Here is a 25,266-nt window from a genome sequence, read left to right as displayed (position 1 = left end):
TACGCAAATTAATGCAACAATAAACGCAAAGATGTTTTTGGGAGGACTTGGACATGGAATCGAAACTAGGGCGTTTGGCGGCTGCGGCTGTGGTGGCGACCGGGATTGCAGGGGCTGTAGCTGCGCAAGACTACCCCTACAGGGATATCACCACAGCGGTGGTGTGGGGGGCCGGTGGTGGCACTGACACGATAAACCGCATGATCATGGCTGAGATGGAAAAGCACTTGCCGGTTTCGATCAACGTAATCAATCAAACGGGTGGAGTCGCCGGTTCCAATGGCATGGTCTATGTGATGAACCAGCCGGACGACGGCTACACTTTGGTTGGGCTGTCCGAGTCAAACGTCACCGCAGCCGTGCAAGGTGGCTGGGACAAGAAATTTGATTTCTGGTATCCGTTCATTGTTGGCGGATCACCGGATCTTATTTCGGTCCCTGCAGACAGCCCTTACAATTCGCTAGAAGAACTGGTCGACGCTGCCAAAGCGGCCCCCGGCACCATTCCGGCTGCGGCTTCTGGCGCAGGATCCATCCATCATCTGAACCTTCTGGCCATTGAAAAAGGCTCGGGCGCAGCGTTCAAATTTGTACCGTACAAAGGATCAGCGCCGGGTCAAGAAGCGGCCATCGCTGGTGAGGTTGCTTTGGTTGTGACCTCGTTGGCGGAGCAAGCCCCGTTGATCGAAGGGGGCCAATTGAAACCGCTTGCGATGTTGACGCCCGAAGATGCGCAGATTGCTGGAAAGTCAGTGCCTTCCGCTTTTGGAATTTATGACGGTCTTGATCAATATCTGCCGCTCAAGCAAGCGATCGGCTTTGCCGTACATAACTCGGCTGGGGATGACGTAAAGACCGCTTTGGGGGATGCGTTCGAACAGGCGATTGCGTCTGAGACGGTCGCCGAATGGGCTGCAGCAAACAACTACGATGTTGGTGGTCAACATGGCGAGGAAGCTCAGGAGCTGTTCGCCAACCTGGAAGCCACCTTTGCCTATACGTTGAAGGACCTGGGCGCTGCCACAGTCGATCCCGCCTCGCTGGGTATCGAAAAGCCCTGACAAAAACCGCGGAAAGGGCGTGCCTGATGCGCCCTTTCTGAAGGGAGAGAAGACATGAACAAGGTCGATGAAACACTGGTTATGCGGTCGCGCGATTTCTGGGCTTCATTTGTTCTGATGGCAATGTCAGTTTTTTTCCTTTGGAAGACATTGGACATCCCCCTTTGGGGTGAAAACCGTGCGGGCGTCAGTGGTTCGGATTGGTACAATTCGGCTGCAATCGTTCCGCTGTTTATCTTTGGTGGACTGCTTGTCTTGGCTTTCGTTTTGCTTGTCATTTCCGTTCGGTCGGGTGGAGCACAGAACGCGCTCAGCGCAGTCAGTATCGGATGGGATAGATCTGAGGTTTTTCGAGCGTCAACAATCGGCTTGATTCTTTTGGCCTATGTCGTTGGTCTGGTTCCCAGAGTGGACTTCATTCTATGCTCCGGCCTGCTGATCACGGCGTTGACGTTCGGCTACTATGGCGGACACGCGCGGCGCGCATTGGCTTCCTGCGTAACCGTGGTTGCTGCAGGACTATTTGCCTTCATTGGCTTTCGGGAAAATGCGGACTGGAACGCGCATATCGACGACTGGGTCACGCTTGTGTTGTGGATCGGCTTGACCCTGTTAGTGTTGACCAAGGCGGGCTCTGAACGGGTTTTGCGCGCCGTTCCCTTTGTAGCCATTCTGGCCCCTCTCATTCTGGTTTGCGCGATGGCTTTCGTGTTCCGCCAGAATGTCCCTGCGCGCGGTGGGCTGATCTTCAAACAAATCGAATACCACTACTACGTGACGTTTCGTCCGTTATGGAAAGACTGATCGGATGGACTTTATCCTTTCGCAACTGGCGGGATTTGGGACTGCGTTCGTTGGATTGGCGGGAGATCCGCTGACCTATCTGTACTTGATAGGGTCCGTGTTTCTGGGCATCACCTTCGGCGCGCTGCCCGGCCTGACGGCCACGTTGGCGGTGACAATTTTGACAGGTTTTTTCGGCAACAAGATTCCGCTCGACTATTCGCTGATTGCGCTGCTGGGGGCTTATGTCGGCGCGATCTACGGCGGCTCGTACCCTTCTATCCTGCTGAACATACCCGGTACAGCGGCCAGTGCGGCGACGGCGATGGATGGTTATCCTCTGGCGAAAGAGGGACGAGGCGGCGAAGCGCTTGGGCTGACCACTACGGCCAGCTTCATAGGTACGGTAATCGGGACCATCACGCTTTTGATTTTCGTCTGGGCGTTGCTTCTGGTCTCAAAGAACATCGCAAGCCCGGAGAAAGCCTTGCTGGCCCTGTTCGGCATCCTGCTTTCTGGCACTTTAATGAGCGAAGACCTGGTGATTAAGGGATGGATCGCCGGTCTGATCGGGCTTGCGATGGCCATGGTCGGGCTCGACCCTTTGCTATCTGAACCGCGCTACACCTTTGGTTGGTCTTATATGATGAGCGGGTTTCAGGTGGTGCCCGTGTTGATGGGGGCTTTTGCCATACCGCAAATCATCGAAGGCTTACGACATGTCGAAGCCGGCAAGGTTCTGGCACTGAAAGGGCGTATTCTGCCAAACCTGAGATCGATCCGGCTTTACTTACCAACTATCGGTCGATCAGGGGTGATCGGAACCGGGGTCGGTGCGCTTCCGGGCGTGGGCGAGGATGTCGCCGGTTGGGTCAGCTATGGTGTAGGTAAGACCGTGTCCGCCGAAGGGGGCAAGTTCGGAAAAGGCTCGCTTGAAGGTTTGTTGTGTTCGGAAACGGCGAACAATGCTTGTATCGGCGGCGCGCTTATCCCGCTTCTTGTGCTTGGTATTCCCGGTTCGCCACCGGCCGCGGCCTTGATGGGGGCTTTCAAGATCAACAACGTGATCCCGGGACCGACAATTGACCCAGAGATCATTCTTCGGGTGGTTGCAATCCTGGTTCTGGCCTCATTGACGATGTTCCTAATGGGCCTTTTCACGGCCCGGGTCTTTATCAAGGTACTTGCCATCCCGCAGACTGTATTCTTGCCGGTTGTCATGGTGCTGACGACGATCGGCTCTTTCAGTGTCGGTGGCGGTATCAATGATCTTTACCTGATGCTGGGCGTCGGCGCAGTTGCCTACTTTATGAACCTGATGAAGTACCCAATCGCCCCGCTTGTTATCGGTGTCATCTTGGGTGGCCTTTTTGACGAAACCTTCCGGCGTTCCCTGTTTCTGTCGGACGGAGATCTTTCGGTCTTCGTGTCGCGACCCGGTGCCGCCATTCTGCTGGTACTCAACGTTGGTCTGATCGTCAGCCAATTGCCTGTTGCAAGACGCGCATTTTCACGCCTGAAAGGATTGTCTGCCTGATGTTCGCAGTTACCGTGATGTTCATTTTGAAGCCCGGCATGAGGGGTGGTTTTCTGCCGTTGATGATTGAAAACGCCTCGGCGTCAAAGCGTTATGAACCCGGATGCCGGCAGTTCGATGTTTGCCTCGGCGATGATCCGGACACTATTTTCCTGTACGAGCTCTATGATGACCTTGCTGCATTCGACGCTCATCTTGAGAGCACGCATTTCAAGTCATTCGATACAGCTGTAGCTGATATGATCGCCGACAAAGTCATTCACCAGTTTTCCGAGGTAATTCGATGAGCGATTGGGAAGTTCACGCAGTGAAATATGCGGATCGCAACGCCCGGACGCGGGCGGACAGTTTCATCATTGATGACAATCACGAAGCGCCCCATGCAATGGACTATTTCGTTTGGGTTTTACAGCGCGGGGACGAGGTGCTGTTGGTAGACACCGGTTACGATGCGATAGAGGCCGTCGCGCGAGGACGCCCAATCGCCATGGATCCCCGCGAGGCACTGCGGCCGCTTGGGATTACGCCCGAGGCGATCAACCAGGTGATCGTGACGCATTTGCACTACGATCACGCAGGTGGATTGCACATGTTTCCGAACGCCACTCTGCACTTGCAATCGGCTGAAATGGCTTTCGCAACCGGCTCTTGCATGTGCGATGATCACTTACGCGCTCCTTTCACGGCAGGCCATGTCTGCGAGGCCGTGAAACGTCTCTATTCCGGCAAGGTCATTTTTCACGATGGCAATGCTGAGATCACCGAAGGGGTGACTGTTCATTGCATTGGTGGCCACTCACAAGGGTTGCAATGCGTGCGTGTGCGAACGGCCGCAGGATGGATGGTTTTGGCCTCGGACGCCTCGCACTACTACGAGAACTTCATGGCGCGCAAAGCCTTCCCCATTGTGGTCGATTTGCAGAACATGATGAAGGGGTTTGAGACACTAGAAAAGTTGGCCTCGCACCCTCGGTTAATCGTGCCTGGACACGATCCGCTTGTGCGCACGGTTTTTCCAATTGGTGTCGCGCCGCATATCAATCGGTTGGATCCGGGGCCGTTGCGGGAGATCGAGATATGAAGATCGGTGTAGTAGCCGATGACTTTACCGGTGCCAGTGATATTGCGAACACTCTGGCAAAAGGTGCTGGGCCGGAAGGAGGGCTGCGAACGGCTCAGTTTGCAGGTGTTCCGAACGCGCCGATTGATACAGAAATTGAAGCAGGTGTGATCTCGCTTAAAAGCCGTACCGCGCTTGTTGAAGAAGCTGTTGCAGAAAGCCTGCGGGCTCTGCGGTGGCTATCGGACCAAGGATGCCAGCAGTTTGTTTTCAAGTATTGCTCGACCTTCGATTCCACCAAAGAAGGAAATATCGGTCCCGTTGCAGAGGCTTTGGCCGACGAGTTGCAAGCGCAGAAAGTTGTTTTCTGCCCCGCCTTTCCGACCACTGGGCGCACTGTCTACCAAGGCCATCTTTTTGTGCTTGGGAAGCCGTTGCATGAGTCTGGAATGGAAAAGCATCCGCTGACTCCGATGACAGATGCCAATATCAGGCGTTGGCTACAGCACCAAACCAAAGAACCTGTTGGGTTGGTTCCTATTGATGTAGTGGCGTCAGGACCAGAAGCGATCGCGAAAAGTTTGCGAAATGCTAGTCATCGATTTGTGATTGGCGATGCGATTTCGAACGCAGATCTGATGGCTTGGGGTGAAGCCTTGAAGGATGCCAAGCTTGTTACCGGTGGGTCGGGTATTGCACTTGGGCTGGCCAGAAACTTTCTTGCAGACGCTTCTTGCGAAATTTCTGGCCCTTCGTTTGTCGGAATCGACGGGCCCGCAGCGGCACTGGCCGGATCTTGTTCCGGTGCAACTCGTGCGCAGATCCAAACTCACGCGGAATCTCATCCCACTTTAGCTATTGATGTTCCGGGCGTTATGTCCGGAAATGTGACATCGCACACTCTGGTGGAGTTCTTTGAAACACATTCAGATCATGCGCCTTTGGCTTACTCGTCAGGAGGCCCGGATGAAGTACGTGCGATCCAAAATCAATTTGGTCCGGCAATTGTAGCAGCTAAGTTGGACAATCTGTTTTCAGACATTGCGCGTGTTCTTGTTCAAAAAGGGTATAAGCGGTTGGTTGTGGCCGGGGGGGAGACATCGGGCGCCGTTGCACAGGCTGTCTCAGAAGCCACAAATTCGCCAGCAATGTCTGTTGGCCCAGAGATCGACCCGGGGGTGCCAATCCTAAGTGTTGGTACAACGGACCCCATTGCTTTGGCTTTAAAGTCAGGAAATTTTGGCGCTCCGGACTTTTTTGCGAAGGCTCTCAAAATGATGAAGTTGAGCCAATGAGATCCGATGAACTGGCGTTGCGGCAACGGATGTCTGACTTATGCGCCTCGCTGTTTGCGAGGGGTTTTTCTGTTGGTACTGCAGGAAATGTGTCAGTACGCTTTCAAGACTGTATCCTAATGACACCGACAAACTCGACATTGGGTAATATTGAGCCTGAGCGCATTGCCAAGATTGATCAGTGCGGCAATCACCTTTCCGGGGATAAGCCAACCAAGGAAATTTTTCTGCACCAAGCCTTTTATGACACAAGGCCTGAGACGGGCGCGGTGGTGCATCTGCACTCGACCTACGCAACTGCTCTTTCTTGCCTAATCGACACGAACCCGAAGGACTGTATCCCACCGCTTACACCCTATTCCGTGATGCGCCTGGGCAGAGTCGTGCTGGTTCCGTATGTTAAGCCTGGGGATCCGCGTGCTGGTGAATTGATCCGCGCGTTGAATGGAAAGCACAGCGCTGTTCTGCTGGCCAACCACGGCCCAGTCGTTTCTGGGAAAGATCTCTTCTCAGCGGTTTGTGCAGCGGAAGAGTTGGAAGAAACGGCAAAACTGGTCGTGATGCTGCGTGGTTTATCAGCGCGTTTGCTGGACACCGAACAAATAGCGGAACTAAAGGAAACTTTCGGCAGTCTCTGATTTACGTCGATCAGGGGGTCTCACCGCCGCTCTGCTACTGTTTTGACCCGCCGAGCGGTGTGGAGATCCTGAATTGGAATTCCTCATTCCAATCCATACTGACGTGGTGCGGTGCCACGCGTAGAACAATTCAACAAAAGGCATGTAAATCGTTCAATCTGCTCCTTCCAAAGTACAGCTGATTTGATCGTCGCAAAGAGTTTGGAAAACAAACTGCGCATGCGCCAAGTCTGTTCAATCGCGGAGCACAACTTGTACGATGCGATTCATCGCGTCGCTAAACTCCTGTGGGGTTTGCGTGTGGAGCATAATGCCCTTTGACGCCATGTTGAGCGCATTGGCTTGCTCGATTGCAAGATCCATCGAATTCGAAACACCGACATCGACTAAAAAGGCTGCAAGCTTCAGCATCAGGTCTCCTTCCCAATCCGTACCAGAACTCTTGGCGTGTCGTATACCGGCTTCAAGTATCTCTGCCCCATGGGCTGTGTTGCCGATTATCGGAACGATCTCGCCCGACCAACAATCAAAAAACTTACGTATCGAATCTTTGGCTTCGGACTTGTGTGCATCTTTTAGAACGCCCAGCGCCTTATCCACGATTTCTTCTATGAAAGACGTCAGCACCCATTCGAACGCCCCATCCTTCGAGCCGAAACGCTTATAGATATACTGTCGCGACACTCCAGCAGCGCGAGCGATATCCTCCATCGAGGTTTTTCGAAGCCCATACTGGGCAAACATCATCAGCATTTCCTTGGGGTTCATGTCTTCTCCTTAGGAACGAAGGTAACGTTTTTAGTATTTTTTGTCACCCTAAAAGTTGACAAAAAATACTTGGATTGTAAATAGCGTCTCAAGAACAAAGATTCATCCTCTCTCTGTGAAGGAAACTGCAATGTCACATTCTCTCTTCAAAGATTCTGGTGTTCGCAATTGGAACGTCGACCAGTTGCCCGACCTGACCGGCAAGACATACCTAATCACAGGCGGCAATCAGGGACTGGGATTCGAGGCTGGGAAGCACCTTGGCAAAAAGGGCGCAAACCTGATCATCGCCAGCCGGTCCGTCGACAAGGCGCAAAAGGCCGCATCTGACTTGAAGGCCGGGATGAAGGGTAGTGTCGATGTCGTAAAACTGGATCTGGGCGATCTTTCTTCGGTGCGTTCGGCCGCTGATGATGTTCACCAGCGTTTCGACCAGCTCGACGGCCTGATCAACAACGCGGGCGTCATGCAGACACCAGAGCTCAAGACCAAAGACGGTTTTGAGATGCAGGTTGGTACCAATCACCTCGGGCATTTCCTCTTCACTGGGCTGCTATTGGACCTGGTGGAAAAAGCATCCGGCCGGATCGTGACCCTGACCAGTGTCGCCAACCGTTCGGGCGAGATGAACCTCGATGACCTGATGTCCACCAAGAACTACACCCCTACCGGTGCTTATGTGCAATCGAAACTCGCGAACCTGATCTTTGCGCTCGATCTGGATCGCCGGCTGAAAGACGCCGGAAGTTCTGCAATCTCTATCGGTTGCCACCCCGGTTATTCTAACACCAATCTGCAAAGCAGCGGCCCTGCCGGTCTGCTGAACATCATCTACAAAGTGACAAACCCGCTCTTTGCGCAGCCCCCGGCGCAAGGAGCACTGCCGACCGTGTTGTCGGCCGCCGGGACCGAGGCTCAGCGTGGCCACTATTACGGTCCCGGCAAGATGAATGAATTCCGTGGTCTTCCCGGAGACGCCAAAATCCCTCCGACGGCTCAGGATACAGCGGTATGGGATCGGCTCTGGACTATGAGCGAAGAGCTTGTCGATTTCAAATGGACCATCCCGGCCAAATAAGTCACGGCAATTTAGCGAGGAAAAACAATGCAGGATTTTCAGGATAAAGTTGTTGTTATAACCGGTGGTGCCACTGGCATCGGGTTCTCGCTGGCCAAGCAAATCGGCAAGGAAGGTGCTCGCATCGTCCTTGCCGGACGCCGACAGGATCGTCTGGATGAGGCAGTTGAAAAGCTTGCGGAATTTGGTGTCGAAGCCTGCGGCAAATCCTGCGATGTTGCTGTCGTGGCCGATATGGAAGCTCTGGCCGACTTTGCGTGGGAGCGCTACGGCCAGGTCGATGCCATCATTAACAACGCGGGCATTCCGCCTGTAATCAGCACGACTATCGACTCCAAACCTGAAGATATCGAACGCATTTTCAAGGTGAATGTTTTTGGGGTCTGGAACGGTGTCTCGGTCTTCGGTAAGCGATTCATAGAAGCGGGCCGCCCGGCCGGGATCTATGCCGTAGGGTCTGAAAACAGTCTGTTCTTTGGTGCCCCCGGCGGTGCGGCTTATGTCGCGGGTAAGCATGCGCTGCTTGGAATGATGGATGCGTTGCGCAGCGAAGTGCCCGAGTTCATCAATGTCGGCCTGATCCTGCCGGGCTTTGTAAAGTCCGAGATTGGCGACAACATGGATACGGCGATGGAAACGGATCGTTACACCAGCATTGTTATTGAGCAGATCAAGGCAGGCTCATTCTATATAGTCTCTCACGCTCACAACATGGTTCATATCGATAAGCGCTATCAGGAAATCACCCAGGCTTACGCAACCTATGCGCCTCGTTACGAAGGGGATGAAGAGTTTGATCTTTGGACAATGCTGGGTTCCGGCGACGGCTCGGCAATCATTGGGCCGCAGTAAGAGCCGTTGCTCCTCTGAACTGGTATTGCCTTGCTGAAGGGCAGGACAGCGAATTTTGTCTTGCCCGAACGTTCTCATGTCACCGTGAAAGGCATCTCACATGGAACCGAAAACCATTCTCATCACCGGCGCGGCTTCTGGCTTTGGAAGGGCCACTGCCGCCAAACTGATCGAAGCCGGGCATATCGTCTATCCAGCCGATTTGAACTCGGGGAGCATGGATGATCTCAAAGATCTTGGTGCCCGGCCGTTGGGCATGGATGTGACCGATGAAGCGGCCGTTCAAGTGGGTGTCGAACTGATCATGCAAGATGAAGGACGTATCGACGTTTGCGTAAACAACGCAGGCTTCGCAACGTATGACCTGATTGAAAGCAGCGATCTGAACCGCGCGCGCATGCAGATGGAGGTTAACTTCTGGGGAACGGTTCTGGTGACACGGGCGGCCTTGCCTCATATGCGAAAGGCAAAGACAGGACGTTTTGTAAACACCAGCTCAGTTGCGGGTGTTGTGGCAGGACCTTTGACGGCTTGGTACGCTGCGTCCAAACACGCGGCCGAAGCATTCTCGGATGCATTGCGTCTGGAGACAGCTTCACTTGGCATTGGCGTTTCAATCGTTGAACCTGGATCTTTCAACACGGGGTTTGCGGATGTTGTCGTAAAACAGTTTGAACACATTGCGCCGGCCGAGGAATACAAGGCGCTGGTTGAAAGCTATACTGTCAGTTATGAGGCCAGTCATAGCGATGCGCCCAGCCCTGAGCCGGTTGTGGATGCGATGCTCGACGCTATCCTGAGCCCCGAGCCTAAAACCCGCTATGTGGTTGGGGCAGATGCTGAGGCAATCACCACAGCGAAGAAGAACATGAGTGACAGGGAGTTCGATAACATGATCCTTGGCCACTTCGGAATTAACCGCGACTGACCGGTTCTCGCGCTTTAACGAAATAGGTAAAAATGATCAGACTCGCTTTTGTTGCAGACAAGAACGATACAGTGGCTGCGTCTCGGGAAGAAGACAGGGTCCTCAGGAACGGGCAAAGACCGAAAGGATTGGACGCTGAGATCGGAAAAATGTTCTTCGGCGAACATGCGATTGTTGGCAGCGTCACGTACGAGCACAGCATTGAACTTTTTTCTAAATTGGATCCGGGTGAAAAAGAGCTGTTCGTTCTGACCAGAAACAAAGACTTCGATCTCAGGGGCAACACAAAAGCCACGATTGTGACCGACATGATAGATATGGTGGAGCGGTTTAAGTCGACAGATGAGGTTCTCGTCGTGGGAGGTGGTGTTGCTGTGTGGGAGGCGGTCTTACCCTATGCAGACGAAATGGTAATAGCCCGCAGCCATACCCCTCTTGCCGGGGACATGACGTTCAGTTCCTGGCGCGATGCTCCATTGTCAGAGGTAAAGAGAGAGTCCTGGGATGGGGGAGAGACCCTATATTTCAAGAAGGGGTAAGTGCCGAGCACACAAACGTCGGTAGTCGAAAGGTCTGCTGGTTTGACTATTTCCGTCAGTCGCCGTCGGATTTGAGTTAATTGTTGCAACTCGGAATTTTCGGACAAGGCTGCGGGCGCTATCCCTGAAACGGGCGCGAACAGGAACCAAGAGATGGGCAAAGTTTCCAAAGTTATGGTTACAGGAGCGACGGGTATGGTTGGCAACCAAGTCCTGCAGCTCTTACTTGCTGAGCCTGACGTTCGGGAAATCGTCTCTATCGGACGTAGCGGGGCCCCTCAATCCGATCCGAGGCTAACGCAAGTTCGCCATGATAATTTTCTGGATTTTCAAGACATCAGCCACCATTTCGCCGGTGTCGATCTATGTATTTATTGTCTTGCGGCCTATACCGCACATGTCGCATCGGAAGAAGAGTACTTTCGCATCACGTGCGAGTACCAAGCCGCATTCACCCGCGCACTTGAAGCACAGAGCCCAAAAGCATCTTTCGTGTTGTTTGGGGCGAGCGGGGCTGACCCTTCCGAGACCAGCCGGGTTCTCTTTTCGCGTGCAAAGGGTCGCGCAGAAGCGCAGCTTGAACAAACATCATTTCCTAGGAAATATGTTTTTCGTGCGGGATACATTCACCCAACAGATGGTCGTGGCCCCGACAGTCTAATTTACCGTTTTCTTTCGCTGGTTGGCGGACCTTTGCTTCGTCTTTTTCCTTTTTTGGGAACGACCGATCGCGTGCTCGCGCAAGCTATGGTTTCTGCCGGCTTGTCGTCAGACCGACCATCCCAGATATTCGAGGTGAAGGACATTCACGAGTTATTGGGAAATTAAATGTCTGTTTTTGGCTGGGCTTAGGTGAAAGAAATCAGCATGGGATTATTGAAGCTTCGCTTCAAGCTAAGCAATCGCGTTAACTCAGGCCTTACCATGGGTCAGCACATTAGGCGCGAAGCAAGCCGATGTAACACATGCCCATGCGTCACTTCTCAGCAAATGCTTCCGTTCCACAGACGACTTCTCGATGTGAAACAGAACTCATCTTTCACTACGAACGCCATTTAGCATCGGCACGTAAAGCAGTCGAAACTATTGCCACTCAAACAGACTCCAAAATCCGCCTCGCAGCAGCGAAGTTTCGCGGGGCGCGTTAGTCAATAGAAACAGTGTCACGAAGCGATAAAAGGCACGACACGTTTTCAGAAAGAAATGCGATTATCGCCGATCGTTTCGATTAAGGGCTGCAGGTGTTTTTCGAACCTGCGCCACTTTTCCTTCGAAGACTTGTACAGCGGTTGGCGGACCTGTTGCACACTGGCGGTTCTGACGCGACGTTGGGCAGAATGAAACTCAAGGCAGGCAGGGTCCCATTCCAAACCACAGTATTCGATCATACCGCGAGCCACGGTTTCGATGTCATCCACCAAATTTTCATACCGGATGCTATGGAATGCGCCGGACGGTAACGTCGAATGCCAATGGTTCATAAGTCGAACATAGTTGTTGAAGTACTGACCGAGTTCAACCTGATCATAGCTGTGCAACTGGCTTCGTTCGAAAAGGCGGGTGTAGCAGGACAAGCAGATATCAAGCGGATCGCGCGAGATGTGGATGATCCGCGCATTTGGCATCAGGCCGTGTATCAAGCCAATCAACTGAAAATTCGCGGGCATCTTGTCGACAACGCGTGTTTCGCCTTGAGCGTGATCGGCCAGGACATCCAGATAATCTTCGGCACGCCGAGCCAAAATGTCCCCTGACATCGACCGTATGGCTTGAGGAACATTAGTTTGCCCGTTCTCAAGACGTCCGAACAGGTTCTGTAAATCGTTGAGTTCCCCGGCGCCGGTGATCTCTGGGTGCGCGTTTAGAATGGATTCCGTCAGTGTCGTGCCCGAACGAGGCATACCCAAAACAAAAATGGGCTTACTACTGGACACGGACGCATCCCGCAGTCGCGCGATCATGTCGGCGTTGAAAGTGGAAATCAGATCGTCGGTCAATCGGTCGGTTTCCGCTGGATCGTAGGACACCATTGCTCTTTTGAGCTGGGCGCCTGCGTCAAACTGCGCGAACGCTTCGTCATACCGCTTTAGTTTTTCATAGCAATCGCCTAGAGCATAGTGAAACGCCGTCGCCTTTTGAGGCAACATGGAAGGCGCATTCGGTAGCGCGGCTTCAAGCGCTTGAAAAACAGGGCTGTCTTCGGTGACCTTGTCCAGCCGGGCCAAGGCAATTTGCGCGCTGAGCGCGTCATCGGTTGACTCAGCTGCAATTTCGAAATGCGCGCGGGCGGTGTCAAAATTACCCTGTTCCAGTGCGAGATGACCCAGTGCCAGGCGGCTTGCTGCCAGATCCGGTTTCAGTTCCATCGCTTTTTGATAAAGAGTTTTTGCCGTTTCAACATCGCCCAGATGTGCTTTCACAATGGCGGTCTGATGGCACGCCGCTGCACTTTCGGGATCCAGGCGCAAGGCTTGTTCGGCTTCAACTGCGGCCAGCTTGGGATGGTTTTTCTCAAACAAAACTTGTGACAACCCAACATAGCTTTCGGCCTTCTTCGGGTTGAGGGCGATGGCGTTGCGGCAAGCGTTCTCTGCCTTGTCCAAGTCATTTTGCAGTAAGAAAATCCGGCCAAAATTTCGATGCAACTCGGCGTCTTTAGGCGCGCGCTCAAGATGCGTTTCAGCAACTCGGCGGGCTTCGTCCACTTTTTCTGCTTCGATCAGAACCGAGATGAGATTGTTGGCCGTCTCAGATGACGCCGGATTGATGCGCAGCGCTTTTTCATAGAACGTCACAGCAAGATCGCGGTCCGCGTTGTCGCGTGCGATACTGCCCAGGTTGTTGAGCGCCCGATCGAAATCCGGTGCGAGAGCCAAGGCGCGCTCTTGTGCAGCTTGTGCAAGGTCCAGATCTTTCAGATCGTAGTGGACCAACCCCAAATTGGAATGCGCTGCCGCGTGGCCGGGTGCAAGACGAACAGCGCGTTCACCGGCTTCACGAGCTTGGTCCAACTGACCAGCGCTGCGCAAAATTTCCGTGAAATTTGTCAGAAACACTGCATTCTCAGGTTGTAGCCTTACAGCTTGGGCCACAGCGTTTACCGCTGGTTCCGATTGTCCGGTCTGAAACGCGATCAGTCCCAAAACATGATGCGCCGGGGCATATTGCGGAGCAGCCTGGATGATCTGAGACAGCAAAGCAGCGGCTTGTTTCAAGCGACCGTTTTCGTAATGCGCCATGCTCTGGGTAAAAGCGTCCTGTATCGATATCTGTTGCTGTTTGACCATTCGCCTTACCCATCACGAGTTTTGAATTTTTGAAATTGTGGTGCCCGCGGCACCAAACAATCCGACTTTTCGTAAAACATTCCATGAGCGCAGTCTATCCTTTGAAACAAAGGAAAGTGCTTAGTATCAAGTTGATATATACTGTGCTATTTCAGCAATACGACACAATATTTGGTGTTTTTATCTAAAATTCACATTTGCGCCCAAATTCATCGATAGCTAGCAATTTTGAAAAACCAAAACAAAAGTCCGTAGGGGGTCTTCGGAATATGAGTGGAAGCGCAACGAAGCGCACACAATGCTGTGTGGCGCGTGGTGGTCGTGTAGTTAAATTTAAAGGACAGGTCGCGAGTATTGCTCCGTCGGTGTTCCTTGCTTCGGTGTCTGTGGCTGCAATTTCAGTGGGCATTGCAACTGCTGATGTCATCTCGGCACCCCAAAACACTCAAGCTGTTCTGGCAGGCGACATAAATCACTCGATTACTCCAACAGGGGCAGTGAATTATACAACCGGTAGTGGACCCAGCGTTGTTGTTGCTGCACCCAGCTACTCCAGCATCTTTGCGAACAATGGCGCCATTAGCGGACCGGCCCCAACAAGCGTGCCGGGTATCGGGCTTCTTGTTGCTGGGAATCTGCAACAAACAGGGCAGATCATCAACAATAACACGATTGCAATTGATGTTGGTGCTTCCAGCAGCGCGTTTGGCGCTGGCGTGATCTTGGGTGGAACCGTTGCCGGAACCGTCCGAAACGCAGGCACGATCTCTGTAAATGCGATCTCAACGGCGGGCGGCACAGCTTCTGCGACGGGGATTGTCTTTGGAAATACTGTTGCAGCCACCGCGTCGGTGCTGAACTCAGGTACGATCGCGACCAGAGCAAGTGCTTTGTCCTCGACCCAAGCGGCGGCCATTGGTTTGATGTTCAATGCCGATGTCAACACGAGCATTGTGAATAGCGGAACCGTCAGTGCGGTTGCCGAGGATGGCACACAAATCTCGGCACTTGCGGTCCAATTTCAGGGCCAATTGAACGGGAACCTGAACAATTCGGGCACGCTGCAAGCCACCGCAACACAAAACGGAACCTCGGCTGATGCGATCGGCGTGAGTGTGCAAGGGTTGATGACCGGGAACGTGAACAACTCGGGCTCCGTGATCGTCGATGCGAACGCATACACTTCGGCTACTGCCTGGGCGTATCACCTTGATGGCGGCCTGATCGGCAACTTCACCAATAGTGGAACTTTGACCGCGAACGCGACAGCGGGGTCTTCATTTGCTGATGCCGCAGGGCTCTATGTTCAAAACTCAATGACCGGGAACCTGACAAACTCCGGAACAGTCAGTGCCACTGCAAGGTCAACAAGCGCAGGTGACGCCAGTGCAACGGCGTCTGGTTTCTATATCCGGGGCGGACTGACCGGTAACGTCAACAACTCTGGCACAATTAACGTTGCAGCGTTTGCTGCCACTGATGATGCCGAAGCATACGGTCTTTATGTCCGAGGCGGCATGACCGGTGACATTGTCAATTCCGGCACTGTCAACGTGCAGGCAGTGGTTGCTTCCTCTGTCACGGCTGCAGGATACTACATCAGCGGTGGTCTGACCGGCAATTTCACGAATACCGGAACAATCGCCGTTGAGGCGCGCAGCACAACTGACAGTGAGGCCGAAGCCTACGGCTTGTATGTCAGCAGTGGCATGACAGGCAACCTCGTCAATTCGGGCACTGTCAACGTCCGGGGTGAGGGGTATTCGTCGGCTACAGTGGCTGGCTTTTACATCAGCGGCGACCTTGTTGGTGATTTTACCAATTCCGGTTCGATCACAGCCGTTGCAACCGATGAAACCGATACGGCCGAAGCCTATGGCCTCTATGTGTCCGGCGAGTTGGACGGCGCTGTGCAAAACAGCGGAACGATCACGGTACAGGGATTTGCAAAGGAATCGTCTGCCTACGCCTATGGAATCTACGTCGACGACGGTGTGACAGGGGTGTTTCAAAACACAGGTACGATCACCGTGTTTGCCAACTCTACCGACAGCGATGCAACTGTGGCTGGCTTTTACTCGGACGACTCCGTGGCCAGCGATGTGGTCAACAACGGGACCATTTCTGCAACAGCAATTGCTGAGGATACGGTTGAGGCACGTGGCCTGGAAATCGACGGCGATCTTAACGGGCAATTCGTGAATACGGGCAACATTGACGTCAGCGCGACGAAAATGACCACGTCACCCGCGCCGGTCGGCCCCCCCCGTCCGCCGCGTCCACCTTCCCGAAGCACTGCTTTTGAGGCGGTTGGCCTTTATGTCGATGGGAACGCGGCAGGTGGCATCACAACCTCAGGGAACATCAGCGTCACGGCCAATTCCAACGACACGACAAATCAGGTGGATGCCGCTTCGATGTATATCGAAGGTGATTTGACCGGCGATTTTGTCAATTCAGGTTCGATCAGTGTCCTGGCGGCATCGAGTGCAGATGACGCAAGCGCCCTTGGCTTGTATGTAGACGGCCATATGGCAGGCAGCATCCTCAACTCGGGCAGCGTTAGCGTAGCAGCCAGTGCGGCTTCTTCTGCGGATGCCACAGCGTTCGAAATTCGCGACGGTTTGGATGGCAATTTCATCAACACCGGAACGATCACAGTTCGCGCTGGCGCCGAGGTTGATGATGAAGTCGAGGCCATTGGCCTGTATGTCAGGAACGGCGTGACAGGCAACATCGTCAATTCTGGTACTGTTGACGTGCGCGGTGACGGATACTCTTCTGTTACTGCTGCAGGTTTCTATATTACTGGCGGTTTGACTGGTGATTTCCAGAACTCCGGTTCGATTTCAGTTGTGGGCACTGATCAAACCGACGAAGCCTATGCTTATGGTCTGTACGTCAGCAGTGGAATGACGGGCAACATCACCAATACCGGGTCCGTATTTGCGCGTGGGGATGGGTATTCCTCAGCGACTGTTGCCGGCTTTTATATCTCCAGCGGCTTCACGGGTGACTTCCAAAACTCAGGTTCGATCACCGCTGTTGCAACCGACCAGACAGAAGAGGCGGAAGCCTACGGTCTGTACGTTCGAAACGGCATGACCGGGAATATCACGAACACCGGGTCGATCTCGGCCTCGGGGGACGGGTTCTCGGAAGCGACCGTTGCGGGGATTTACATCTCAGGCGGTCTGACAGGTAATCTGACGAATTCAGGTTCCATTTCGGTGGATGCGATCGACAACACCAGCTCGGCGGAAGCATATGGCGTGTATGTCAGCAGTGGCTTGACCGGCAACGTGTCGAACAGCGGTTCAATTACGGTAAACTCTGATGGTGGTACCAGCGCCTATGCGACAGCTTATGGCATTTATACCCCCAGCGGGTTTGACGGTGAACTGTCCAATTCAGGCGTGATCTCAACAACCGCGTTCTCGGCTACGGAAGAAGCGGATGCACGTGGTCTCAACTTGCGCAATGGTGTGGATGGCAGCGTCGTGAACACTGATGTGATCTCGGCCTCGGCAACCGGTGCCACAGATGCTCAAGCTTATGGCATCTATACCACCGGCGTCACCAACGCGGATATTGCCAACTCGGGCACTCTCAGGGCTTCGGCCGCTATTGCGAACGGTACTTCAGGTGCTGAAGCCAGCGCAGCGGGTATCTGGGCGTCGGACATGCAGGGCTCGTTCACGAATACTGGTGTAATTTCCGCCACCGCGTCTGGCGGTTCAGAGGCCAACGCCTATGGTGTGCGGTTCGACAACTTTGATGGCGTGATCACGGATGTTGGCCAGGTTTCCGCGTCGTCCACGGGCGGTGAGGCGTATGCGATCTATCTGGGTACAGGCTCTGGAACGCTGAATGTCGATACCGAGGATCAGGTTGGAGGTCTGATAAGGGTTCAGGACCACAACGTGAATCTGGATGCGCAAGGCGGTAACGCAGTGTTCAGCTTCGAGGATGCGGCGCCTGGTGTTGGTACTTTCAACACCACAGTCTCCAACTCGAACTCAGCTTGGTTTGTGCAGAATGAAGGCGGAGCCGCGCCCATTTATGCGGCTGTTGACAGCGACCAACTTGCAGTGTCCGGAGATGTTGTCGCCTTCTACGGCAGCCTTGTCGGTGGCTCGGGTGGTGCGCTCAGTTTCGGTTTGCAGGAGGAAGTGACCCGGTCGGGAACTTTTGACGCCGCACGCGGTGTCACTTTCGGTGCGTTCCGTCCGTTTGTTCAGATTGACGCTTCGTCTCGTCGGTTTGAAACTGATCCAAACTTTGACACCGATGTCACTGTCTTCAACGGCAGTGCGGGTTTCTCGGGCCAGATTGAGAATGGCCTCGCCATTGCTCTGGGTATGGGTGTGTTCGACGCCAACGGTAGCAATGACGCCGATTTTGACACCACCGGCTTCTATTTGGATGCCGCGGTTGGCCGTCAGTTCGGAGCCTATGTGGTGGAAGCAGGTCTGGGATATGGCTGGTTGTCAACCGACAGCACGCGCGAAATCACCGGTAGTGCAAGCGCGCAGGCTGCCTATGACAGCACGCTGTTGACCGCCTATATCGGCGCAGACAGACGGTTTGAGGTCAGCGACACCGTGGATATGTTGGGCTTTGCAGATGTCCGTTACACCCGGCAGGAGAATGATGGCTACACTGAAACTGGTTCATCCGCAAACGCCACCGTAAGCGACACCACCACCGAGGTGATTGAAGCCCGACTGGGCGCAGAAGCAGAAATGTCCCTTGCCAATGGTGGTTTGCTGATCGGCCAACTAAGTGGTGTTCTCCGCCGTGACTTGGGCGATGACAATGCAACGGTCACCGTGTTTTCATCGACGCAGAACCTTACTTTTGCCTCGACGGATTTCACTGGTGCAAGCGTGCTGGTCGGATACGAACACGACCTTCAGGGTGGCATTCATCTGGAAGTCACTGCGGAACAGGAAATCGGCGACGATGCTCAGGGACCGTTTTTCCAAGCCGGGTTGAGGTGGTCGTTCTAAAACCAACTGGAGCGCTTTAGATAGTAAAACAGACAGAGCCGGAACCGCATGGCTGGTTCCGGCTTTTGGTTGTTCAGATTGCCGATTTTCGCCTGGTTTGGCAGAGTAGGTGAAGCAATCGTGCAAGGCCGCAAACGGACAAGGAGCCCGCCTCAATGACTGAACGAGAATTGCGCGAGCGCATGGTCGAGACGTGCCTAAAGATGAATGCCTCTGGAATTAATCAGGGTACGGCTGGCAATTTGTCGGCCCGTTTTGAGCACGGGTTCCTGATCACGCCATCATCTCTGCCGTATGACAAGATGAAACCCGACGATCTGGTAGAGATGGATTTCAAGGGCACCTATGTCGGGCGCAGACCATCATCGGAATGGCGGTTCCATCGTGACATTCTACAAAACCGCACGGACATCGATGTCGTCCTGCACTGTCACTCGGTCTACGCAACTACGCTTGCTTGCCACCACCGTGAGATTCCGGCGTTTCACTACATGATTGGTTTGGCCGGCGGCACAACTATCCCTTGCGCGAAATACGCAACCTTTGGGACTCAGGACCTGTCTGATGCTGTGCTGGCTGCGCTCGAGGGCCGAACTGCATGTCTTTTGGCCCAACATGGACAGATCGCGATTGGCAAGACTTTGGACGAAGCTCTTTGGCTGGCGACCGAGGTCGAGACGTTGTCGCGCATCTATGTGCTGGCGTTGCCGCTTGGGGAGCCTCCGGTTCTGTCGGATGATGAAATGTCACGTGTAATCGATCAGATGCAGCGCATGAAATATGGTCTTGGGCCTGACTCTGAGGGTACTGATGACGTTGCACGGCCCCGTAGCTAACAAAGCCAGAGAAAAGCAGACGTGACGGGATCAATGTGATTTTCTTGAAGGTCGATGTCGGGGCTGACAGCGCAGGCACAAGGATTTTCGTTCAGAGGGTCGATTGCAAGGCTGTGACGCTATGCAGGCATCGGCAGCCAAAAACAAGGTCTCCCCGAAAGCCTTCACCGGTATCAAGTTCGATGCCTCGTGTTCTCTGGTCCTTACTGGCTAGAACGGGGTGCTGTTGCCCGTTACGCCTCAGATAACGCAACAAAATATGGGTCTGTTGGTTTCGAACTGGCTCGTGACAAAAGCAACGGAGTTGGCCGACACTTCTGGCTATCTCGTTGAAGTCGCCCGCGACCTGCATATCGTCCCCGAGTTCCGTGGTAATCGTGCCCCGTTTACCGACCCGCGTACAGATGCGGTGATTGCGGGATTGGACATGGACAAGTCGCTGGGCAGCTTAGTCAGTTTCTTTTTCGCTGACCTCTATCCGTTAATTTACGGTCTGCGGCGGATCGTCGAAACGCAGACGGACCATGGGACCACAATCAAAGGCCGATAATCCAGAATGAGATCGCTATATAAACCAGAGTGGCCGGGTAAATCATGCAATGTACCGAGCTATCGTTGCCCGACTTCCATTCTGCCAAATCGCGTTCAACCAGTCGGCAAAGGCTATGGAAAAGCGTGTTCCGCGACCGAAATCGCCGTAAAGCTGACGCTGTTCCAGCCACAATTCCGGATCGGCTTTAGAGGCCAGCGCGGTTTTGTGCAGGGTGTCCCATTGCGGATCATTGGGCTCAATGTCCGTGCCATCTTCGCGAACACCTGCACACATCCGGCACCAGAACGCTTCGGCAAGTGCGAGCCCGTTTGCGGAAGACCCAGATGCTGTCGCATCGCGCAGCGAGGGAAGCAGAAAGCCCGGATGCCGTGCTGATCCGTCGAACGCAACCCTGCGCGTCGTGTCATGAACTGCGGTGTTTGCAAACCGCTTCTCAACCAACTCCAAGTATTCTTTCGCGGTTGTTCCGGGAACGGCCTCGACATAAGGCAAAATATCATCTGCCTGAACTTTCTGAAAAAATGCCAGGATGTTCGGGTCTGACATACAATCGGATATTGTCGGGACATTTAGAATTTCGCCGACATTCGCAAGCAGTTGGTGGCCGCCGTTCAATATACGCAGTTTCATCGTCTCGTAGCTATGGACATCACGGGTCAACGTCACTCCAACCTTTTCGAGCGGCGGTCGCCCGGCGCAGAAATCATCTTCGACCACCCATTGGCGGAAGTTTTCGTGAGAGACCGGCGCGTGGTCGTCGATGCCAAGCGCGCGGCACTGCGATACCACTTGGTCTGTTGTTGCCGGAACGATGCAATCCACCATGGAATTGGGGAACGCGCCGTTTTGGTCAATCCAGTCGGCCAGATCAGAGTCGGACAGCCGCGCCAACCCGACAACACATTCTCGCAGGATGGCCCCATTGCCCTGAAGGTTATCACAACTTAACGCGGTGAACGGTCTGAGGCCTGCGTCGCGGCGTTTTTTCAAGGCCGAAACGATTGCGCCAAAAACCGTACGGGGTCGATCCGGTTTTTTTGCATCATGCCGAATATCTTCGTGATCAAGGCCGAGCGTACCGGTGTTGGCATCCAGAAAATATCCGCCTTCCGTTACCGTCATTGACACGATTTTCGTGGATGGCTCGGCCATGCATTGGATCAAAGTACCATTGCTGGACTCGATTGGCAGGTAGTCAACCATCGAACCGATCACTTCGGCGGTTATTCCGTTGGGATCTAGTTCGATCAACGTTGTCAGGCAGTCCTGTTCCAGCAGGCGCTCTCGCATCTTGGCGTCATAGTTTCGTACACCGGCCCCTATGATCGCCCAGTCATAGGCCAGACCTTGCTGCATCAGTTGGTGAATGTACCAAGCCTGATGTGCACGATGGAAGTTGCCAAGCCCGATATGGACAATGCCCGGCGCAAGGTCAGCGCGTTCATACGCGGGCGTTGCAACGGTTTCTGGCAGGTCTGACAGGGTGTTGCGCTGCAACCTGACAGGGGGATTTGCGTTCGCCAGAGGGTCCATCAGCTCATCCAGTTTCCGCCGTCGACGTTGTAGGTTTGTGCGACAATGTACTCGGCCTCATCCGAGGCTAGAAACACCGCCATCCCGGTCAGATCGTCGGCGCGACCCATCCGGCCGTACGGAACGGCTGCCGCCACTTCGCGTTTCTTCTGGCCGAGCGGTTTGCCCTCATGTTTTGCAAAGAATGCATCGACTCCGTCCCAGTGCTCGCCGTCAACAACACCTGGGGCAATGGCGTTCACGTTGATCCCATGTGAGATCAAGTTCAGTCCCGCAGATTGCGTGAGTGAGATAATCGCGGCTTTGCTTGCACAGTAAACAGCGACCAAAGGTTCGCCCCTGCGCCCGGCCTGCGACGCCATGTTTATGATCCGGCCTTTGGTTCCATGATCAATCATGTGGCGCGCAATGACTTGCATTGTGAACAGAGCACCCGCGACGTTGATGTCGAAAACACGGTTGTAGTCTGCGCGCTCGATTTCAACGATGGGTGCCGCTGTGAAGATGGCTGCGTTATTGATCAAAATATCGATGGGGCCAAGACGCGAGGCTGTCTTGGCAACAGCTGCGTCTATGCTCTGTTGGCTGGTTACGTCCATTTCGACAGCGAAGGCGGCCTCGCCTATCCCGGCGGCTGCGTCCTGCGCACGCTTGATTTCAATGTCGGCTATCGCGACGCGGGCGCCTTCTGCCACATATGCTTTGGCAAACGCCAATCCAATGCCGCGCGCGGCCCCGGTGATCAGGGCGGTTTTGCCTGCCAGCCGTTTCATTCGATCCGCAGACCTTTTGCGTCAAACCGGTGAATGACGTCATCCCGTGGTGTCAGGTGGATGCGGTCCCCATGGCGGAACCCAACCTCGCCATCCGCACGGACGGTTATCGTTTCCGCCAATCCGGTTTCGTGAACGTGGAAAAAGGTGTCTGATCCAAGGTGCTCTGAAACACTGACAACCCCTGACCACTCACCTTCGGTTTCTGAGACTGCTATATGCTCCGGCCGGATACCGATGGTTTGGGCACCGTGTTTTGCCGCTTCTGGCCCTTCGATGAAGTTCATCTTGGGCGAGCCGATGAAGCCAGCTACGAACAGATTGCGCGGTGTGCGGTACAGTTCTAGCGGGCTGCCGACCTGCTCGATCACGCCGGCCTGTAGAACAACGATTTTGTCGGCCATTGTCATGGCTTCCACCTGATCATGGGTCACGTAGATCATCGTCGTTGCAAGACGTTCGTGCAGTTCACTGATTTCCAACCGCATACCTACGCGCAATGCGGCGTCGAGGTTTGACAGCGGCTCATCGAACAGAAACGCGGCGGGCTCGCGCACAATAGCCCGGCCAATTGCAACGCGCTGTCGCTGACCGCCGGACAGTTGGCCGGGGCGGCGGTCCAGATAGTCGGTCAGGTTCAAAACGCTTGCAGCACCTTCGACGCGCTTGTCGATCTCGGCCTGATCCAGTTTTGCCATGCGCAGTGGAAACGCGATGTTTTTGCGCACTGTCATATGCGGGTAGAGCGCGTAGGACTGGAACACCATCGCCAATCCGCGTTTTGCGGGCGGCACGTCTGTGGCGTCCGAACCGTCAATGTCGATGGACCCCGAAGTGATATCCTCCAGTCCTGCGATCAAGCGCAAAAGGGTGGATTTACCGCAGCCCGAGGGACCGACGAAGACGGTGAACTCGCCATCTTCGATGGTTAGGTCCAGTGGCGGGATGACCTGCACGTCGCCGAAGCTTTTGGTCACGGACTTGAGTTGAATGCGTCCCATGTGTCGTGTTCCTTATTTCACAGCGCCGAAGGTCAGGCCGCGGACAAGTTGTTTCTGGCTGAACCAGCCAAGGATCAGGATCGGTGCGATAGCCATGGTCGAGGCCGCGCTGAGCTTGGCGAAGAACAGGCCCTCGGGGCTGGAATAGCTGGCGATGAAGGCGGTTAGAGGGGCGGCGTCAACGGCTGTTAGGTTGAGCGTCCAGAACGCCTCGTTCCACGCGAGGATGAAGTTAAGCAGCACTGTTGAGGCGATGCCGGGGATGGCCATGGGCGTCAGGACGTAGAGGATTTCCTCTTTCAGAGTCGCCCCGTCCATCCGCGCGGCCTCAAGGATTTCTCCGGGGATTTCGCGGAAGTATGTGTAGAGCATCCAGACGATGATCGGCAGGTTGATCAGCATCAGGACGACGACCAGCCCGCCGCGCGTGTCCAGCAGGCCCAGACGGATGAACAACAGGTAGATCGGGTAGAGAACACCGACCGCTGGCAGCATCTTGGTGGACAGCATCCACAGCAGGATGTCCTTGGTGCGTTTCGAGGGCACAAAGGCCATGGCCCAAGCGGCGGGTACGGCGATGATCACACCCAGAATGGTCGAGCCACCTGCGATGATAACCGAGTTCCACAGGAACCGCATGTAGTCGGACCGTTCCTGCACGATGGCGTAGTTCTCCAGCGTCCAATCGAAATTCAGGAACAGGGGCGGGCTAGCAATCGCCTGTGCCTCGGTCTTGAAACTGGTCAGGATAGTCCACAGGATCGGGAAAAAGATCAGCAGTCCGACGGCCCAGGCAAGGGCAGTGTTCAGCGATTTGCGGCGGGTTGTGACGGCGCGGGCCATGGTCTTACCTCCTCACGCGTCCAGGTTTTTGCCGACGATGCGCATCAGGAAGATCGCAACGATGTTGGCAAGGATGATGGCGTAGACACCTCCGGCTGATCCAAGGCCGACGTTTTGGCTTTCCAGCACCCGCTGGAATATCAGGTAGGTGAGGGTGCGGGTGCCGAATGCGCCGCCGGTGGTCACGAAGATCTCGGCGAATATCGACAGCAGGAAAATCGTCTGGATCAGGATCACGATGGTGATCGCGCGGCTAAGATGCGGCAGGATGATGTGGTAAAAGCGTTTCAGGACCGGTGCGCCGTCCATCTCTGCTGCTTCCAACTGCTCACTGTCTAGCGACTGGATCGCGGTCAGCAGGATCAACGTTGCGAAGGGCAGCCACTGCCAAGAAACGATCATGATGATCGAGGTCATCGATGCCTCGGACAGCCACGAGATCGGCTCGGCCCCGAAGAAGCGCCACAAATGCGCCAACAGGCCGTTCACCGGGTCCATGAACATGTTTTTCCACACCAGCGCAGAGACAGTGGGCATCACAAAGAAAGGTGCGATCACGAGGATGCGGACAACCCCTTGGCCCCACATCGGTTGATCCAGAAGCATCGCGAGTAGGATGCCCAGAACTACGGTGATAACCAGAACACCGCCGACGATCATGAGTGTCGCCTGTACTGCTGGCCAGAACGAGCTTGAGGAGACAAATCGGACGTAGTTGTCGAACCCGACCCATCCCAGATCACCGCCGCGCAGCGGCAGGTATTTCTTGAAGGAAAAATACAGCGTCATCGTCAGAGGCACGAGCATCCAGCCAAGCAGCAGGACCACTGCGGGTGCCATCATCAGGCGAGCAACGGATCGGGAATGTTGAGTAGCCATGACGCAAGAC

The 25,266-nt window shown here is 54.4% G+C and carries 22 protein-coding genes; 15 read left to right on the top strand and 7 right to left on the bottom strand.

Translation table 11 applies throughout. From position 1 onward, the window contains the following. Positions 1 to 53 precede the first annotated feature (53 nt). Genes ACR0EV_RS11005 through otnC form a run of 7 tightly spaced genes read left to right on the top strand, consistent with a single transcriptional unit; the run spans position 54 to position 6,374 of the window. Positions 54 to 1,061 carry a Bug family tripartite tricarboxylate transporter substrate binding protein gene (locus tag ACR0EV_RS11005; RefSeq protein WP_480800113.1) on the top strand — a complete coding sequence of 336 codons (1,008 nt, stop codon included), beginning with the start codon at positions 54 to 56 and terminating at the stop codon, positions 1,059 to 1,061. A 54-nt stretch (positions 1,062 to 1,115) separates the two neighbouring features. Continuing rightward, entirely contained in the window at positions 1,116 to 1,865 is a 750-nt protein-coding gene (locus ACR0EV_RS11000; protein WP_480800112.1) for a hypothetical protein, read from the top strand. Between the two features lie 4 nt (positions 1,866 to 1,869). Further along, the gene (locus tag ACR0EV_RS10995) at positions 1,870 to 3,381 is read left to right on the top strand and encodes a tripartite tricarboxylate transporter permease (RefSeq protein WP_480800111.1); all 1,512 of its coding nucleotides are present in this window, start codon (positions 1,870 to 1,872) and stop codon (positions 3,379 to 3,381) included. Next, complete coding sequence (locus tag ACR0EV_RS10990; protein WP_480800110.1) at positions 3,381 to 3,668, top strand: putative quinol monooxygenase; 288 nt, start codon at positions 3,381 to 3,383, stop codon at positions 3,666 to 3,668. The genes ACR0EV_RS10995 and ACR0EV_RS10990 overlap by 1 nt, the downstream gene beginning before the upstream one ends. Further along, positions 3,665 to 4,462, top strand: a complete 798-nt coding sequence (locus tag ACR0EV_RS10985; protein WP_480800109.1) for an N-acyl homoserine lactonase family protein — start codon at positions 3,665 to 3,667, stop codon at positions 4,460 to 4,462. Before ACR0EV_RS10990 ends, ACR0EV_RS10985 begins: the two co-directional genes overlap by 4 nt. Beyond that, positions 4,459 to 5,736, top strand: a complete 1,278-nt coding sequence (gene otnK / locus ACR0EV_RS10980) for a 3-oxo-tetronate kinase (RefSeq protein ID WP_480800108.1) — start codon at positions 4,459 to 4,461, stop codon at positions 5,734 to 5,736. Before ACR0EV_RS10985 ends, otnK begins: the two co-directional genes overlap by 4 nt. Beyond that, positions 5,733 to 6,374, top strand: a complete 642-nt coding sequence (gene otnC, locus ACR0EV_RS10975) for a 3-oxo-tetronate 4-phosphate decarboxylase (protein ID WP_480800107.1) — start codon at positions 5,733 to 5,735, stop codon at positions 6,372 to 6,374. Before otnK ends, otnC begins: the two co-directional genes overlap by 4 nt. Before the next feature lie 234 nt (positions 6,375 to 6,608). On the opposite strand, the gene ACR0EV_RS10970 is transcribed toward otnC, so the two are convergent. Further along, positions 6,609 to 7,142, bottom strand: coding sequence for a TetR/AcrR family transcriptional regulator (locus ACR0EV_RS10970; protein ID WP_480800106.1), 534 nt, complete (start codon positions 7,140 to 7,142; stop codon positions 6,609 to 6,611). A 130-nt stretch (positions 7,143 to 7,272) separates the two neighbouring features. Between ACR0EV_RS10970 and ACR0EV_RS10965 the strand changes: the two genes are divergently transcribed. The 5 genes from ACR0EV_RS10965 (at position 7,273) to ACR0EV_RS10945 (ending at position 11,367) form a co-directional block, all read left to right on the top strand. After that, positions 7,273 to 8,220 carry an oxidoreductase gene (locus tag ACR0EV_RS10965; protein ID WP_480800105.1) on the top strand — a complete coding sequence of 316 codons (948 nt, stop codon included), beginning with the start codon at positions 7,273 to 7,275 and terminating at the stop codon, positions 8,218 to 8,220. A gap of 27 nt (positions 8,221 to 8,247) precedes the next feature. Then, positions 8,248 to 9,072 carry an SDR family NAD(P)-dependent oxidoreductase gene (locus ACR0EV_RS10960; RefSeq protein ID WP_480800104.1) on the top strand — a complete coding sequence of 275 codons (825 nt, stop codon included), beginning with the start codon at positions 8,248 to 8,250 and terminating at the stop codon, positions 9,070 to 9,072. A gap of 100 nt (positions 9,073 to 9,172) precedes the next feature. Further along, positions 9,173 to 10,000: an SDR family NAD(P)-dependent oxidoreductase gene (locus ACR0EV_RS10955; RefSeq protein WP_480800103.1), complete on the top strand. Its 828-nt coding sequence runs from the start codon at positions 9,173 to 9,175 to the stop codon at positions 9,998 to 10,000. A gap of 32 nt (positions 10,001 to 10,032) precedes the next feature. Further along, on the top strand, positions 10,033 to 10,539 hold the full coding sequence (locus ACR0EV_RS10950; RefSeq protein WP_480800102.1) for a dihydrofolate reductase: 507 nt from the start codon (positions 10,033 to 10,035) through the stop codon (positions 10,537 to 10,539). Between the two features lie 153 nt (positions 10,540 to 10,692). Continuing rightward, positions 10,693 to 11,367: an NAD-dependent epimerase/dehydratase family protein gene (locus ACR0EV_RS10945; protein WP_480800101.1), complete on the top strand. Its 675-nt coding sequence runs from the start codon at positions 10,693 to 10,695 to the stop codon at positions 11,365 to 11,367. A 365-nt stretch (positions 11,368 to 11,732) separates the two neighbouring features. Here the strand turns inward: ACR0EV_RS10945 and ACR0EV_RS10940 are convergent, their stop codons facing one another. Next, positions 11,733 to 13,826 (bottom strand): tetratricopeptide repeat-containing sulfotransferase family protein, encoded by a 2,094-nt coding sequence (locus ACR0EV_RS10940; protein ID WP_480800100.1) that lies wholly within the window; start codon positions 13,824 to 13,826, stop codon positions 11,733 to 11,735. 269 nt (positions 13,827 to 14,095) lie between these two features. Here ACR0EV_RS10940 and ACR0EV_RS10935 point away from each other — a divergent pair, with 269 nt between their 5' ends. From ACR0EV_RS10935 to ACR0EV_RS10925, 3 genes are all read left to right on the top strand, one after another. Next, positions 14,096 to 18,838 (top strand): beta strand repeat-containing protein, encoded by a 4,743-nt coding sequence (locus ACR0EV_RS10935; protein ID WP_480800099.1) that lies wholly within the window; start codon positions 14,096 to 14,098, stop codon positions 18,836 to 18,838. A 155-nt stretch (positions 18,839 to 18,993) separates the two neighbouring features. Continuing rightward, a complete protein-coding gene (locus tag ACR0EV_RS10930) occupies positions 18,994 to 19,674 on the top strand; it encodes a class II aldolase/adducin family protein (protein ID WP_480800098.1) in 681 nt (226 codons plus the stop codon). A 286-nt stretch (positions 19,675 to 19,960) separates the two neighbouring features. Next, on the top strand, positions 19,961 to 20,224 hold the full coding sequence (locus tag ACR0EV_RS10925) for an FGGY-family carbohydrate kinase (protein WP_480800097.1): 264 nt from the start codon (positions 19,961 to 19,963) through the stop codon (positions 20,222 to 20,224). A gap of 42 nt (positions 20,225 to 20,266) precedes the next feature. On the opposite strand, the gene ACR0EV_RS10920 is transcribed toward ACR0EV_RS10925, so the two are convergent. Genes ACR0EV_RS10920 through ACR0EV_RS10900 form a run of 5 tightly spaced genes read right to left on the bottom strand, consistent with a single transcriptional unit; the run spans position 20,267 to position 25,256 of the window. Then, positions 20,267 to 21,760, bottom strand: a complete 1,494-nt coding sequence (locus ACR0EV_RS10920) for a mannitol dehydrogenase family protein (protein WP_480800096.1) — start codon at positions 21,758 to 21,760, stop codon at positions 20,267 to 20,269. Beyond that, positions 21,760 to 22,533: an L-iditol 2-dehydrogenase gene (locus ACR0EV_RS10915; protein WP_480800095.1), complete on the bottom strand. Its 774-nt coding sequence runs from the start codon at positions 22,531 to 22,533 to the stop codon at positions 21,760 to 21,762. The genes ACR0EV_RS10920 and ACR0EV_RS10915 overlap by 1 nt, the downstream gene beginning before the upstream one ends. Continuing rightward, positions 22,530 to 23,534 (bottom strand): ABC transporter ATP-binding protein, encoded by a 1,005-nt coding sequence (locus ACR0EV_RS10910; RefSeq protein WP_171647907.1) that lies wholly within the window; start codon positions 23,532 to 23,534, stop codon positions 22,530 to 22,532. The genes ACR0EV_RS10915 and ACR0EV_RS10910 overlap by 4 nt, the downstream gene beginning before the upstream one ends. A gap of 12 nt (positions 23,535 to 23,546) precedes the next feature. Next, complete coding sequence (locus ACR0EV_RS10905) at positions 23,547 to 24,377, bottom strand: carbohydrate ABC transporter permease (protein ID WP_170614620.1); 831 nt, start codon at positions 24,375 to 24,377, stop codon at positions 23,547 to 23,549. A gap of 12 nt (positions 24,378 to 24,389) precedes the next feature. Continuing rightward, positions 24,390 to 25,256 carry a carbohydrate ABC transporter permease gene (locus ACR0EV_RS10900; RefSeq protein ID WP_170534370.1) on the bottom strand — a complete coding sequence of 289 codons (867 nt, stop codon included), beginning with the start codon at positions 25,254 to 25,256 and terminating at the stop codon, positions 24,390 to 24,392. Positions 25,257 to 25,266 lie beyond the last annotated feature (10 nt).

The sequence above is a fragment of the Ruegeria sp. CF8 genome (assembly GCF_056537285.1).
This window is presented reverse-complemented; position numbering and strand designations above follow the sequence as displayed.